The sequence below is a fragment of the Pseudomonas sp. TWR1-1-3 genome (genome assembly GCF_049896805.1).
In the GTDB taxonomy this organism is placed as follows: domain Bacteria; phylum Pseudomonadota; class Gammaproteobacteria; order Pseudomonadales; family Pseudomonadaceae; genus Aquipseudomonas; species Aquipseudomonas bubulae.
In genome coordinates this window covers 66529-80440 of record NZ_JAFCUZ010000001.1, presented here as the reverse complement: position 1 = coordinate 80440, position 13912 = coordinate 66529, and the positions used below count along the sequence as shown (strand labels likewise).

The window sequence follows — 13912 nt, the reverse complement described above, 5'->3', positions numbered from 1 at the left end:
GTAATGTCTATCTGACATACCGCGCTGATGCCATCGCGAGCAGGCTCGCTCCCACAGTGTCGCAAACTTTCATACTGGACATACAACAAGGGGGCGAATTCTCATCCGCCCCCTGTGTGTCCGCTTATTCCTGCGGCTCTTCGTCAGCGCCAGCCTCTAGCGGCTGCTCGTCGTCTGCGCCATCCTGGATGGCCTCACCGTCGAACTCTGCACCGCCTTCATCTTCGAGCTCTTCGCCTTCAACTTCAGAAGGCTCCTGAACCCGCTCAAGCCCTACCAGCGTTTCGTCACTGGCCAGCTTGATCAAGGTGACGCCCTGGGTATTACGACCCAGGCTCGACACTTCGTCGACGCGCGTACGTACCAGAGTGCCCTGATCCGAAATCAACATGATTTCTTCACCGTCCTGCACCTGAACCGCACCGACCAGACGGCCATTACGCTCGTTGCTGACCATGGCGATAACACCCTGGCCGCCACGCTTGTACTCTGGGAACTCGCTGATCGCCGTACGCTTGCCATAGCCACGCGCCGAAGCGGTAAGGATCTGGCTACCCTCCTCAGGGATCAGCATGGAAATCAGCTTCTGCCCTTCTGGCAGACGCATGCCGCGCACACCGCGGGCAGTACGGCCCATGGCACGGACATCGGACTCCTTGAAGCGAGTCACCTTGCCACCGTCGGAGAACAGCATGACTTCACGCTCGCCATCGGTGATCGCGGCGCTGATCAGCACGTCGCCTTCGTCCAGTTCCAGCGCGATCAAGCCTACGCTGCGCTGACGACTGAAGGCTTCCAGAGGGGTCTTCTTCACGGTACCGTTGGCGGTCGCCATAAAGATGAAGTGACCCTCGGTGTACTCTTCGACCGGCAGCATGGTGGTGATGTATTCACCCTCATCCAGCGGCAGCAGGTTCACCAGCGGACGACCACGGGCAGCGCGGGACGCCTCAGGAATTTCATAGGTCTTCAGCCAGTACACCTTGCCCTTGCTGGAGAACAGCAGCAGCGTGGTGTGACTGTTGGCAACCAGCAGGTGAGCGATGTAGTCCTCATCCTTGACGCCAGTAGCCGACTTGCCTTTACCGCCACGACGCTGGGCCTGGTACGCAGCCAATGGCTGGGTCTTGGCATAGCCACCGTGGGAAATGGTCACGACGCGCTCTTCTTCCGGGATCATGTCACCCAGGGTCAGATCAAGACGGTGATCCAGGATTTCGGTACGACGCACATCGCCGTATTCGGCGCGAATGACTTCCAGCTCTTCGCGGATCACTTCCATCAGGCGCACGGCGCTATTGAGGATGCGGATCAGCTCACCGATCTGGTTGAGAATTTCCTGGTACTCGGCCAGCAGCTTTTCGTGCTCCAGACCGGTCAAGCGGTGCAGGCGCAACTCAAGAATGGCCTGGGCCTGCTCCGGCGACAGGAAGTATTTGCCATCACGCAGACCGTATTGCGGATCGAGGTTTTCCGGACGGCACGAATCGGCACCGGCGCGCTCAACCATGGCCACTACCGCTGTCGACTCCCAAGGGGTGCTGATCAGCGCTTCCTTGGCTTCGGACGGGGTTGGCGAGGCCTTGATCAGTGCAATGACCGGATCGATGTTGGACAGGGCTACGGCCTGGCCTTCAAGGATATGGCCTCGCTCGCGGGCTTTGCGCAGCTCGAAAACAGTACGACGGGTAACCACTTCACGACGGTGACGTACGAAGGCTTCGAGCAGGTCCTTGAGGTTCAGGATGCGCGGGCGGCCATCGATCAGCGCAACGATGTTGATACCGAAAACACTTTGCAGCTGGGTCTGGGCATAAAGGTTATTGAGAATAACCTCCGGCACCTCACCACGGCGCAGCTCGATCACAACGCGCATGCCGTCTTTGTCGGACTCGTCACGCAGCTCGGTGATGCCTTCTAGCTTCTTCTCTTTTACCAGCTCGGCGATCTTTTCGATCAGGCGAGCCTTGTTCAGCTGGTACGGCAGCTCGGTGATGACGATCTGTTGACGACCACCGACCTTGTCGATGTCTTCGATCATCGAGCGGGCGCGCATGTAAATGCGGCCACGGCCCGTGCGATAGGCTTCGATGATACCGGCACGGCCGTTGATGATGGCGGCAGTCGGGAAGTCCGGGCCCGGGATGAACTGCATCAGTTCATCGATGCTCAGTTCCGGGTTGTCGATCAGCGCCAGGCAGCCGTCGATGACTTCACCCAGGTTATGCGGCGGAATATTGGTGGCCATACCCACGGCGATACCGCTTGAGCCGTTGACCAGCAAGTTGGGAATTCGTGTCGGCATGACGGCCGGGATCATTTCCGTGCCGTCGTAGTTCGGCACCCAGTCCACGGTCTCTTTGTGCAAGTCGGCCAGCAATTCGTGGGCCAGCTTGGTCATGCGCACTTCGGTGTATCGCATGGCCGCAGCGTTGTCGCCGTCGACCGAACCGAAGTTGCCCTGACCGTCTACCAGCAGGTAGCGCAGGGAGAATGGCTGAGCCATTCGAACGATGGTGTCGTAAACAGCAGTATCACCATGCGGGTGATACTTACCGATTACGTCACCGACCACACGGGCAGATTTCTTGTACGGCTTGTTCCAGTCGTTGTTCAGTTCGCTCATCGCAAACAGCACACGCCTGTGCACGGGCTTCAAGCCATCGCGCGCATCAGGCAGTGCCCGCCCGACAATTACGCTCATTGCGTAGTCGAGGTAGGACTGTTTCAGCTCGTCTTCGATATTGACCGGGAGGATTTCTTTGGCCAGTTCGCCCATGAGAAGCCTGATTCCTTTTTCGGGTGAAACTTCGCCACATCCATTCGGGACGAACGAAGCTCGCCGCCGCTGGCCACGTGCCACGCAACGACTTACGACAAATCAACAAGTTATGTCACGGATTTGCGCAGTAAGGGCAACCCTTGCGGGTCACCCTGGAAACCGCCGAATGTTATCACAATCGCCGCCACGCACCTATCCCTCAGATGCGCATGGAGCGTAGTAATTACGACGTTTATCGGCCTGAAGGGCCCCAGAGGGACTCTGAAGGCGATTTGAAGCACCCGCGTTCCTCTTCGCAGCCTTCGGCAGCGACGACAGGCTTGCGTTTCAATGCAAGCGCTTGCGGCACATCAATTGCGCCATCTTTGCCGCATCCGGGCGTTCAATCACACCCTTCTCGGTGACAATCACATCGATCAGGTCCGCAGGCGTCACATCAAACACCGGATTGAAGGCCTGCACATCCGCGCCGACCCGCTTGCCACCCACTTCCAGCAGTTCGCGGCCGTCACGCTCCTCAATCGGGATGTCATCACCCGAGGCCAGATCCATGTCGATGGTCGAGCTCGGGGCCACCACCATAAAGCGCACGCCGTGGTGCATGGCGTTGACCGCCAGTTGGTAGGTGCCGATCTTGTTCGCCACATCGCCATTGGCAGTGATGCGGTCAGCACCCACGATCACCCAGGTGACGCCTTTGGTTTTCATGATATGCGCTGCTGCCGAATCGACATTGAGCACCACCGGGATGCCTTCATTGGCCAGCTCCCACGCAGTCAGGCGCGAACCCTGCAGCCAGGGCCGGGTTTCGTCGGCATAGACCTGCTCGATCATGCCTTCGAGCCAGGCCGCCCGGATGACCCCCAGCGCCGTACCAAAGCCGCCTGTGGCCAGGGCTCCGGTGTTGCAGTGGGTCAGCACCGCCTGGGCATTGCCCTGATGGCGGCGAATGACATCGACACCCAACTGCGCCATGGTCAGATTGGCCTCGCGATCACTTTCGTGGATGGCAACAGCCTCTGCCTCAAGCACCTGCAATACATCCGCGCGGTTTTGGCTTCGAGCCAGACGTTCGCGCATGCGATTCAAGGCCCAGAACAGGTTCACTGCCGTAGGACGCGAGTCCGCCAGCAGGGTGAAGTCCTCTTCCAGCGCTGCCAGCCAGTCACCACCTGCAGCCTTGCGCACACGCGCAGCCAGCACCACGCCATAGGCCGCCGCGATACCGATTGCCGGGGCGCCGCGCACGACCATGTCGCGAATCGCTTGCGCCACACCGTCAACGCCGGTGTACGCCAGCCAGCTCTCTTCAAAGGGCAGAATGCGTTGATCCAACAGATACAGGGCGTCATCCCGCCAATCGATGGCCTTAACCTTTTCCGCAGCCAACAGTCGATCGCGCATGCCTTCCCCCATTACCTGGTAACAAAGCGGCCGATTATAGCGAGCCCACCCCCAAGACGCTCGGGTATACTTCGCCTCCTTTTATAACGCACTGGAATCAGTTTTCGATGCCGACCCCAACCACGCCCCTGGACTTACTGCTGTTACCCACCTGGCTGGTGCCTGTAGAACCGGCCGGTGTCGTACTCAAGGATCACGGCGTGGGCATTCGCGACGGCTGCATTGTGTTCATCGGCCCGCGCGAACAGGCGCTGAAGCTCACCGCCACGCAAACCCGCGAGCTGCCGGACATGCTGCTCAGCCCGGGGCTGATCAACGCGCACGGGCACGCGGCCATGACGCTGTTCCGCGGCATGGCCGACGACCTGCCCCTGATGACCTGGCTCGAACAGCATATCTGGCCGGCCGAGGGCAAATGGGTCGATGAGCAGTTCGTGCGCGACGGCACCAACCTGGCCATCGCCGAACAGCTCAAGGGCGGCATCACCTGCTTCAGTGACATGTATTTTTTCCCGAAAGTTGCCAGCGAGTGCGTGCACAAGAGCGGTATCCGTGCACAAATCGCCATTCCGATTCTCGACTTTCCGATTCCCGGCGCCAGCAGCGCAGACGAATCCCTGCGCCAGGCCGTCGAACTGTTTGCCGACCTGAAGTTTCACCCGCGGATCAAAATTGCCTTCGGCCCCCATGCGCCTTACACCGTAAGCGACGACAACCTGGAGAAAATCCGGGTCATCGCCGACGAGCTGGATGCCGCCATTCATATGCACGTTCACGAAACCGCCTTCGAAGTGCATCAGGCCGTCGAGCAACACGCCGAACGCCCGTTGGCCCGCCTCGCCCGCCTGGGCTTGCTGGGCCCGCGCTTCCAGGCCGTACACATGACCCAGATCAGCGATGACGACCTGGCCATGCTGGTAGAAAGCAACTCCAGCGTGGTTCATTGCCCCGAGTCCAACCTCAAACTGGCCAGTGGCTTCTGCCCGGTGGAGCGCCTGTGGCAAGCCGGAGTCAATGTGGCGGTGGGTACCGACGGTGCGGCCAGCAACAATGACCTCGATCTGCTCGGCGAAACCCGCACCGCCGCCTTGCTGGCCAAGGCCGTTGCAGGCTCTGCCACCGCGCTGGACGCCCACCGCGCACTGCGCATGGCCACCCTCAATGGCGCGCGCGCCCTGGGCATTGAAAGCGACACCGGCTCGATCGAAATCGGCAAGGCCGCCGACCTGGTAGCCTTTGACCTCAGCGGTCTGGCCCAGCAACCGGTCTACGACCCCGTTTCGCAGTTGATCTACGCCACAGGCCGCGATTGCGTTAAACATGTGTGGGTCGCAGGCAAGCAGTTGCTCGAGGATCGACACCTGACCCGCCTGGACGAGCAGCAACTCTGCGCAACCGCAAGGGCCTGGGGCGAACGCATAAGCGGCCATACTCATTGATTCAGTACCTTCGGGCCTGCGCCCGGAGCTTTACCAGATTATTCAGCTTTAGAGGATTTACCCATGAGCAACGTTGACCACGCCGAGATCGCCAAATTCGAAGCGCTAGCCCATCGCTGGTGGGACCGTGAGAGCGAGTTCAAGCCGCTGCACGACATCAACCCGCTGCGCGTCAACTGGATTGACGAGCGCGTACAACTGGCTGGCAAAAAAGTCCTCGACGTCGGCTGCGGCGGCGGCATTCTCAGCGAGTCGATGGCTCAGCGCGGCGCCACCGTAATGGGCATCGACATGGGCGAAGCCCCGCTGGCCGTGGCACAGCTGCATCAGCTCGAGTCCGGCGTAAGCGTTGAGTACCGCCAGGTCACTGCTGAAGATCTGGCTGAAGAAATGCCCGGGCAGTTCGATGTAGTCACCTGCCTCGAAATGCTTGAGCATGTACCCGACCCGTCGTCGGTGATCCGCGCCTGCTACAAAATGGTCAAGCCCGGTGGCCAGGTGTTCTTCTCGACCATCAACCGCAACCCCAAGTCCTATCTGTTCGCTATCCTCGGTGCGGAATACATACTCAAGCTGATCCCCCGTGGTACCCATGACTTCAAAAAATTCATTCGCCCTTCCGAGCTGGGTGCCTGGAGCCGCCAGGCCGGATTGAGCGTCAAGGACATCATCGGCCTGACCTACAACCCGCTGACCAAGCACTACAAGCTGGCCGCCGATGTTGACGTCAACTACATGATCCAGACCCTTCGCGAGGAGTAACACATGCGTTTAAGAGCAGTTCTTTTTGACATGGACGGCACCCTGCTCGACACCGCGCCGGACTTTATCGCCATCTGCCAGGCCATGCGCGCCGATCGCGACCTGCCTCCCGTCGCAGACAAACTTATCCGCGACGAGATTTCCGGCGGTGCACGCGCCATGGTGGCAGCGACCTTCAACATGGACCCTGACGCACCTGGCTTTGAAGAGCTGCGTCAGGAGTTCCTGGAGCGCTATCAGCGCGATTGCGCAGTCCATACCAAGCTGTTTGATGGCATGGAAGAGTTGCTCGCCGATATCGAAAAGGCCCATCTGGTGTGGGGCGTCGTCACCAACAAACCGGTGCGCTTCGCCCAGCCAATCATGGAACGCCTGGGCCTGGCCGAGCGCTCGGCGCTGCTGATTTGCCCCGACCACGTCAAAAACAGCAAGCCGGACCCCGAGCCGCTGATTCTGGCCTGCAAAATGCTCGACCTTGACCCGGCCAGCGTACTGTTTGTAGGCGATGACCTGCGAGATATCGAGTCCGGGCGCGATGCCGGGACCAAAACTGCAGCCGTGCGCTTTGGTTATATCCACCCTGACGACAACCCTGATCACTGGGGTGCGGACGTGGTGGTCGATCATCCGGCCGAACTGCGCAAAGTGCTGGATAACGCGATGTGCAGCTGCTAACGATGACCGATTTTGTTGAGGTTTTTTATGTTTGATTATTCAGCCCGCCCCAACCTGCTCCAGGATCGGGTGATCCTGGTTACCGGCGCCGGTCGCGGCATCGGCGCTGCTGCAGCCAGGACCTATGCCGCACACGGCGCAACCGTATTGCTGCTGGGCAAGACCGAAGCCAACCTAAGCCAGGTCTACGACGAAATCGAAGCTGCGGGCCATCCGCAGCCAGTGGTTATCCCGTTCAACCTCGAAACCGCCCAACCCCATCAATACGATGAGCTGGCCGCCATGATCGAGACCGAGTTCGGCCGCCTTGACGGGCTGCTGCACAACGCTTCGATCATTGGTCCGCGCACGCCGCTGGAGCAGCTATCGGGGGAAAATTTCATGCGCGTGATGCATATCAACGTCAATGCCATGTTTATGCTCACCAGCACCCTGCTACCCCTGCTCAAGCTGTCGCAGGACGCCTCGGTGATCTTCACTTCCAGCAGTGTCGGGCGCAAAGGCCGTGCTTACTGGGGTGCCTATGGCGTCTCCAAGTTCGCCACCGAAGGCTTGATGCAAACCCTGGCCGACGAAGTCGACGGCGTGGCCCCGGTACGTGCCAACAGCATCAACCCCGGCGCGACCCGAACCAGCATGCGCGCCCTGGCCTATCCGGGTGAAAACCCCGAGAACAATCCAGAGCCACACGAAATCATGCCGGTTTACCTGTACCTGATGGGCCCGGACAGTACCGGGATCAACGGGCAGGCTTTCAACGCACAGTAACAGGGCTACAAACAAAAACCGCGGGCTGCATCCCATGCAGCCCGCGGTTTTTTTATGCACTGAAAAGCCGGTGTTCAGCTCTCGACCAGTTCCCGATGCTCACGCGCCACAGCGGCCTTGTCGAACAACAGGCAACTTTGCAGAAACAGATACATATAGTCGTAGCTCTTGCAGATGGCTTTGCGCAGTTCAGTGATCTGCTCCTGGCTCGGATTCATTCCCACGAGGGTACAGACAATTTCCAGCGCCTCCCAGGGATGCTCGTCATCGTACTGGGCGTGCATCTTCAGCCACTTCATCGCGCGCTTGCGTTGATCGACCGCAAACGACTCTTCATAGATATCGGCCGAGCAGACAATCGCCGCCCACTCACCCACGGCACCCTCGATGGCGTAGTTGGTGGCAGCCATCGCCACGGCCAGCGAATCCTTGGAACAGCTATGCCAGCACCAGTCGTTCAGCGCCTGAAACTCGGCAGGCAGGTCCTGGGCATTGAGGTCTTCAAGGCTGACCCCATGCGCCAGCGCCCAGTTCACCCAATAATCGGCATGATTAAGCTCGACCCGGATATTGCGAATCAGCCAGCGGCGGGCCATGTCTTCGCCGGGGTGACGCCCGTAGCGGGTCTTACCCAGGTTATGGCCCATGTACAACGAAAACTGCTCGACCACCGGCCAGCCGCCCACGAGAAACATGCGCATTGCTCTGGGGCTCAAGGTGTTGTCACGCATGCGCTTGTAAATTTCGTGTTTGACTGCCCGACGTTTGCTTTCGCTACAGTCCCGAATCAACTGCCGGGCCCACTGGGGGTAACTGGCTTCCTCCATAAGAGGCCCCGTTCGGTTGAAGACTTCACTCACAATCCAAATCCTTTTTGATAATAGACTTTAGAAATGTAGAACAGATCAACGCAACGTGCCCGGGGACTTCAATGTCAACGCCCGGGCACGCTGAGGACGCTGCAACAAACTATCGAACGTGAATAACTGTGGCCGCTGGACAATATAGCCCTGCGCATAATCAACGCCGATTTCAATCAAGGCCTCTTCAATCTGCGTGCTTTCAACAAACTCGGCAATCGTGCGTTTGCCCATGACATGGCCAATATGATTAATGACTTCAACCATGGCACGATTGATCGGGTCGTCCAACATGTCCTTGACGAAACTGCCGTCGATCTTCAAAAAGTCGACAGGAAGATGTTTCAAATAGGCAAATGAGGACATCCCGGCACAAAAGTCATCCAGCGAAAAGTGACAACCCAGGGTTTTAAGATCATTGATAAAACGGATGGCATTACCCAGGTTGGCAATTGCACTGGTTTCAGTAATTTCAAAACAGATGAGTTTTGGCGACACGCCGTAACAGTCAAATTGTTCATGCAAAAACGCAAGAAAGTCATCATCGCCAATGGTTGACCCAGACAGGTTGATCGCACACATGGCCATTGGCCGCCCACCCGCCTGGGCTGAACATTCCGCAATGATCCTGAACACATTTTCGACCACCCAGCGGTCTATCGAACTCATCAAGCCATAACGTTCCGCCGCAGGAATAAAACTGTCCGGGAATACAATGCGACCGTTTTCATCTTGCAGGCGCAACAGAATCTCGATATGCCCGCCCCCGTCCTGCACAGGTCCCAGGGGGGTTATTTCCTGGGCATACAGACTGAAGCGGTTTTCTTCCAGTGCGACATGCAAGCGCTGCACCCAGGCCATTTCACCAAAGCGCAATGACAACTCCGTGTCATCCACATGATAAACCTGCACCCGGTTGCGGCCCTTTTCCTTGGCCATATAACAGGCCATGTCCGCAGCCCGCATCAGAGACTCAAGGGTGACTGGCGCTTTATGGATATGCACAAGGCCGATGCTGATGGTGCTCATGAAAGGGCGCCCTTTCCAGGCAAAATGCAGGCTTTGCACCGCCTGACGCAAACCGCCGGCGATTTTTTCCGCCATGTCCACCGGGCAGTTTTCCAGCAGGATGCCAAACTCATCCCCACCCAGCCGGGCCAGGGTATCGCCTTCACGCAGGCCGGTACGCAGCAACGTACAAATATGCCGCAACAGCTCATCACCCGCCGCGTGACCGCAGGTGTCATTGACCAGCTTGAACTGGTCCAGATCAAGAAACATCAGGGCATGCCGGCCCTGCTGGCGCCCCAGGTTCTTCAGTACCAACTCCAGGCGGTATTCGAACTCACGCCGGTTGGCCAGCCCGGTCAGTGCATCATGGGTCGCCTGCCAGGACAGGTTGGCAATGTACTGGCGCTCCTGGGTCATGTCATGCAGCACCAGCACTGCGCCACTGACATCGCCATCGTGAAGGATTGGCGCACCCACAAGGGTTACCGCAACGGTACTGCCATCCATGCGTTGAATCTGCCGGGAGTGCTCGCGACTGTTACCCAGCTCGCCAGTGAGAATACGCTCGACCAGTCTGGGGCCTTCGTCCTGATCGTTGTCATCGAGCAACTTGAACAGCGCAGCCAGGGAAATGCCTTGCGCCTGCTCGGACTTCCACTGGGTCAAGTTCTCGGCCGCAGGGTTCATATAGGCAATCGCGCCATTGACGTCGGTGGTGATAACACCGTCGCCAATCGACTGCAGGGTGATTTGCGCCCGCTCTTTTTCCAGCTGCAGCGCCTCGGCAAAAGCACGGCTCTGCTTGAGCACTTTATGGGTGCGCTTGAGTACCAGCAGGATCAGCGCCACCGCCGTGACCAGGTTTATGACCACCAGCAACCGCCAGATAAAGCGCGAGCCTTCACCCAGCGCATCACTGAAAGCCTTGGCAGAAGGCGCAATACCCTCGTTGATGGCGAAAATCTCGTCTTCCCAGCGCTGGGACTCCGCAGCATCGGCATTGCCGGCGAGGATGGCCTTGTGCATCTCCTGGGCCAGATTGTCGAGCTTGAGCAGGTAAGCATCACCTATGGCCCACTTCTCGATGGCGGTTTCCATATAGCTTACATGGCGGAAGTAGCGGTAAAACCAGATAATGCTCGAGGCATCTTGCGGGCTGTTGCCGCCCTGCAGAATGCCTTCGCGGGCAGCGACTTCATTGGGTGGGGACTCATCCATCGCCAGGCGTAACTTATGGTCGCCCTGGGGAACACTTATGGCCTGTGTGTATTTTTCGTAATAAACCGGGTCATGGGTATCGGAATACAGATAGAGAAAGTAGATGGCGTCCTTCTGCCCCTTGGACCATAAACTTTCGCCACCGACATAACTCCTCACGGCAGAAAGCATATACAGACTCACGCACCCCAATAACGCCTGGAACAGCACGACAGCAATAAAAGGCCAAACAATGCCCAATAAGCGTGGTGTACCAAGGGGGCGTTTAGATTTCATGAGTTCCCTTTGCTTCATGGAGTCAAATGAAAACCAGAGAGAAAATCTCACTACAAGTCAGCCTAGGCCAATTTTTCAAAAATTGAGTAGTCTGAGCCGATCTAAATCTTCAATAAGCGTGCAGCCGCATCATTATGTTCATTGAAGCAAGCAATGCGCCTGTGCAAAAGAACCTGCTCGAGAAGATCGTGAGCAATACCGTGTATTGGCCGGATAACTGCGATGTTCATGGGCTTTCGCGTGCAGGCTCGCCCCCACAACCCTGCGACATCACGTCTGCTGCAGATGCCCGTAGAGCTTGGCATAGAGCCCACCCTCTGCAATCAACTGCTGGTGATCGCCCTCTTCGGCAATGCACCCACCATCAAACACCAGCACCCGGTCAGCCTGTTTTACCGCAGATAAACGGTGAGCGATGATTAAAGTTGTGCGCCCGCTCAAAAATTTTCCCAAAGCGTGATGCAGGTTGTATTCGGTGGCAGCATCCAGGGCACTGGTGGCCTCGTCGAGGATCACCACCTTGGGTTCGGCCAATACCATGCGCGCAATCGCCAGGCGCTGACGCTGACCGCCGGACAAACGCACCCCCGAACGCCCCACGATGCTGTCCAGGCCCTGGGGCAGCGCATCAATGGTGCCATCGAGCTGGGCTATTTGCAGGGCGTGCCAGCACGCTTCATCGGTTCGTTCACGGCCCATGGTCAGATTGGCACGCACGGTATCGTTGAACAATGCCGGGTGTTGCAGCACCACCGCCACATGCTCGCGAATGGTCTGCAGGCCGATTTCGGGCTGGCTGGCATCAGCAAAGCGGATACTCCCCGACTGCGGCGTGTATAAGCCCAGCAACAGTTGCACCAGGGTGCTTTTACCACCACCGCTAGTGCCGACAATGGCCACCTTCTCACCAGGAGCAATGGTCAGGTTAAGGTGATCGAGTACCTTTTCGTCGCCATAGCTGAAGCTAAGGTCACGCACTTCGATGCCGACCGTCTGTCGCCCCACAAATGGATTGGCGCCGCCGGGGTATTGTGGCTCGTCGTTGCGCGCCAATAACTGATTGATCCGCGTAACGGCTCCATCAGCGGCATAGAAGGCATATTGCAAATTGAGCAACTGCTCAACCGGCCCGATCATGAACCACAGATAACTGAACACTGCGAGCATCTGACCGATCGACAGATCCGAAAACAATACCGTCAACATCGCGGCGGCTCGAAAAATATCGATCCCGAACTGGAACAACAAACCGCTGGCGCGATTGGAGGCATCGCTCTTCCACTGTGAAGCCACGGCAAAGTCCCGCACTTCTCGCGCCCGTAACCCCAGACGCCCCAGGAAAAAGCCCTGGCGGTTACCTGCACGCACTTCCTGGATGGAATCCAGCGTCTCGGTAAGGGCCTGGGTAAAGCGCGCCGTGCTGTCGTTTTCAAGCTTTTTCAGGTGCTTGACCCGCTTGCCCAACTGCACCGTGGCGTAAATCACCAGCGGGTTGAACAGCAAAATCAGCAGCGCCAGCTGCCAGTGCATCCACAACAAAATCGCCGAAGTGCCCACCAGAGTGAGCATCGCCACCAAAAATCGGCTCAGGGTTTCTCCGACAAACTTGTCGAGCGTATCGAGGTCGGTGACCAGATGAGTCGTCACCGTGCCGCTGCCCAGGCTTTCGTACTCGGCCAGTGATATTCGCTTCAAGCGCTCGATCAGGCGCAGGCGAATGCGAAACACAATGTCCTTGGCCAGCCGCGAAAACAGCCGCGCCTGCAGCACGTTAAACAGCAAAGCACCGCAGCGCAGCAACAGGGTAATCGCCAGCATCAGGCCGATATAGCCTGCCGCGCTTTGCCACGCAGTCGGCAGCCAGTGGTTCATGACCTTCAGCGCAGCGTCCCCGTTACCCAACAGCACCTCGTCCACCAGCAAAGGCAGAAGCAAGGGGATCGGCACACTGCACAGGGTCGCCAGCACGGCAACGCCGTTGGCAAGCCACAGGGCTTTTTTATGGCGCAGGGCCAGGCGGCGGATTTCGGCCCAGGTCAGGCGATCCGTCACCGCAGCCGCAGGCGGTACAGCAGAGGGATCAAACACGTGCAGCGCGTTCAAGCCAGCGAGCAAGCAAGTCAGACAAGGGCGCAAGCGGCTGATAGCCGTTGGTCAACAACGCCAGCTGGCCGTTGCGCTCGGCAAGCAAGGTCGGAAAACCGGCAATCCCCAGATCCTGCACCCAGGTAAAATCCGCGGCTGTCGCTGCATGCTGCTCGGCAGAGTCAAAAGCGGCAGCAAATTCGATACGCGGCACTCCCGCGATTTCAGCCAGTTCGACCAGCACACTGGCCTGGGTCACATCACGGCCTTGTACGTAAAACGCCTGCTGTATCAGTTTGACCAGCTTCCAGGCGCAATCGGGGGCAAGGCTGCGTACCGCGACAATAGCCCGGCAGGCAGGTTCGGTGTCGTAGATAAAGCCGTCGGGCAAGGCCCCCTCGAAGTTGAAAGGTTGCCCGGTGGCCTCTGTGACCGCCTGCCAGTGCTCAAGAATATAGCGCCGCGTAGCAGGCTCAAGCGCCGAGCCACTGCCGGTGCGCAAACCTCCCACTACCAGATGCAACTCAACGCCTGCGGCCTGCGCCTGCTCAACCAGCGCCTGGGCGATGGGCGAAAAACCCCAGCACCAGGAGCACATTGGATCCATCACATAGAGCAGGCGCGCTGTCATA

Annotated in this window: 10 protein-coding genes; 4 read left to right on the top strand and 6 right to left on the bottom strand. The window is 58.4% G+C overall.

Going from position 1 to position 13912, the window contains the following annotated elements:
• Positions 1–124: 124 nt before the first annotated feature.
• Positions 125–2779, bottom strand: coding sequence for a DNA gyrase subunit A (gyrA, locus tag ACP7BE_RS00290; RefSeq protein WP_095002806.1), 2655 nt, complete (start codon positions 2777–2779; stop codon positions 125–127).
• Between the two features lie 330 nt (positions 2780–3109).
• Entirely contained in the window at positions 3110–4186 is a 1077-nt protein-coding gene (mtnA, locus tag ACP7BE_RS00285; RefSeq protein ID WP_095002807.1) for an S-methyl-5-thioribose-1-phosphate isomerase, read from the bottom strand.
• Positions 4187–4293: 107 nt separating this feature from the next.
• Between mtnA and ACP7BE_RS00280 the strand changes: the two genes are divergently transcribed.
• The 4 genes from ACP7BE_RS00280 (at position 4294) to ACP7BE_RS00265 (ending at position 7830) form a co-directional block, all read left to right on the top strand.
• Entirely contained in the window at positions 4294–5625 is a 1332-nt protein-coding gene (locus ACP7BE_RS00280) for a TRZ/ATZ family hydrolase (protein WP_426104217.1), read from the top strand.
• Between the two features lie 63 nt (positions 5626–5688).
• Complete coding sequence (gene ubiG, locus ACP7BE_RS00275) at positions 5689–6387, top strand: bifunctional 2-polyprenyl-6-hydroxyphenol methylase/3-demethylubiquinol 3-O-methyltransferase UbiG (RefSeq protein ID WP_426104215.1); 699 nt, start codon at positions 5689–5691, stop codon at positions 6385–6387.
• A 3-nt stretch (positions 6388–6390) separates the two neighbouring features.
• Complete coding sequence (gene mupP, locus ACP7BE_RS00270; protein WP_095002810.1) at positions 6391–7062, top strand: N-acetylmuramic acid 6-phosphate phosphatase MupP; 672 nt, start codon at positions 6391–6393, stop codon at positions 7060–7062.
• Positions 7063–7089: 27 nt separating this feature from the next.
• Positions 7090–7830, top strand: a complete 741-nt coding sequence (locus tag ACP7BE_RS00265; protein ID WP_095002811.1) for a YciK family oxidoreductase — start codon at positions 7090–7092, stop codon at positions 7828–7830.
• Between the two features lie 74 nt (positions 7831–7904).
• Here ACP7BE_RS00265 and ACP7BE_RS00260 read toward each other — a convergent pair whose 3' ends face one another.
• From ACP7BE_RS00260 to ACP7BE_RS00245, 4 genes are all read right to left on the bottom strand, one after another.
• Complete coding sequence (locus ACP7BE_RS00260; RefSeq protein WP_095019029.1) at positions 7905–8690, bottom strand: TenA family transcriptional regulator; 786 nt, start codon at positions 8688–8690, stop codon at positions 7905–7907.
• A 45-nt stretch (positions 8691–8735) separates the two neighbouring features.
• Positions 8736–11195, bottom strand: coding sequence for an EAL domain-containing protein (locus tag ACP7BE_RS00255; RefSeq protein ID WP_426104212.1), 2460 nt, complete (start codon positions 11193–11195; stop codon positions 8736–8738).
• A 270-nt stretch (positions 11196–11465) separates the two neighbouring features.
• The gene (locus tag ACP7BE_RS00250) at positions 11466–13247 is read right to left on the bottom strand and encodes an ABC transporter ATP-binding protein (RefSeq protein WP_271350323.1); all 1782 of its coding nucleotides are present in this window, start codon (positions 13245–13247) and stop codon (positions 11466–11468) included.
• A gap of 28 nt (positions 13248–13275) precedes the next feature.
• The gene (locus ACP7BE_RS00245; RefSeq protein ID WP_095002815.1) at positions 13276–13911 is read right to left on the bottom strand and encodes a DsbA family protein; all 636 of its coding nucleotides are present in this window, start codon (positions 13909–13911) and stop codon (positions 13276–13278) included.
• Between the last annotated feature and the right edge of the window lies 1 nt (position 13912).

Coding starts and splice junctions, on each gene's coding strand:
- ACP7BE_RS00280 (WP_426104217.1), top strand. CDS start 4,294: ATGCCGACCCCAACCACGCCCCTGGACTTACTGCTGTTACCCACCTGG.
- gyrA (WP_095002806.1), bottom strand. CDS start 2,779: ATGGGCGAACTGGCCAAAGAAATCCTCCCGGTCAATATCGAAGACGAG.
- ACP7BE_RS00265 (WP_095002811.1), top strand. CDS start 7,090: ATGTTTGATTATTCAGCCCGCCCCAACCTGCTCCAGGATCGGGTGATC.
- mtnA (WP_095002807.1), bottom strand. CDS start 4,186: ATGCGCGATCGACTGTTGGCTGCGGAAAAGGTTAAGGCCATCGATTGG.
- mupP (WP_095002810.1), top strand. CDS start 6,391: ATGCGTTTAAGAGCAGTTCTTTTTGACATGGACGGCACCCTGCTCGAC.
- ubiG (WP_426104215.1), top strand. CDS start 5,689: ATGAGCAACGTTGACCACGCCGAGATCGCCAAATTCGAAGCGCTAGCC.
- ACP7BE_RS00245 (WP_095002815.1), bottom strand. CDS start 13,911: ATGACAGCGCGCCTGCTCTATGTGATGGATCCAATGTGCTCCTGGTGC.
- ACP7BE_RS00255 (WP_426104212.1), bottom strand. CDS start 11,195: ATGAAATCTAAACGCCCCCTTGGTACACCACGCTTATTGGGCATTGTT.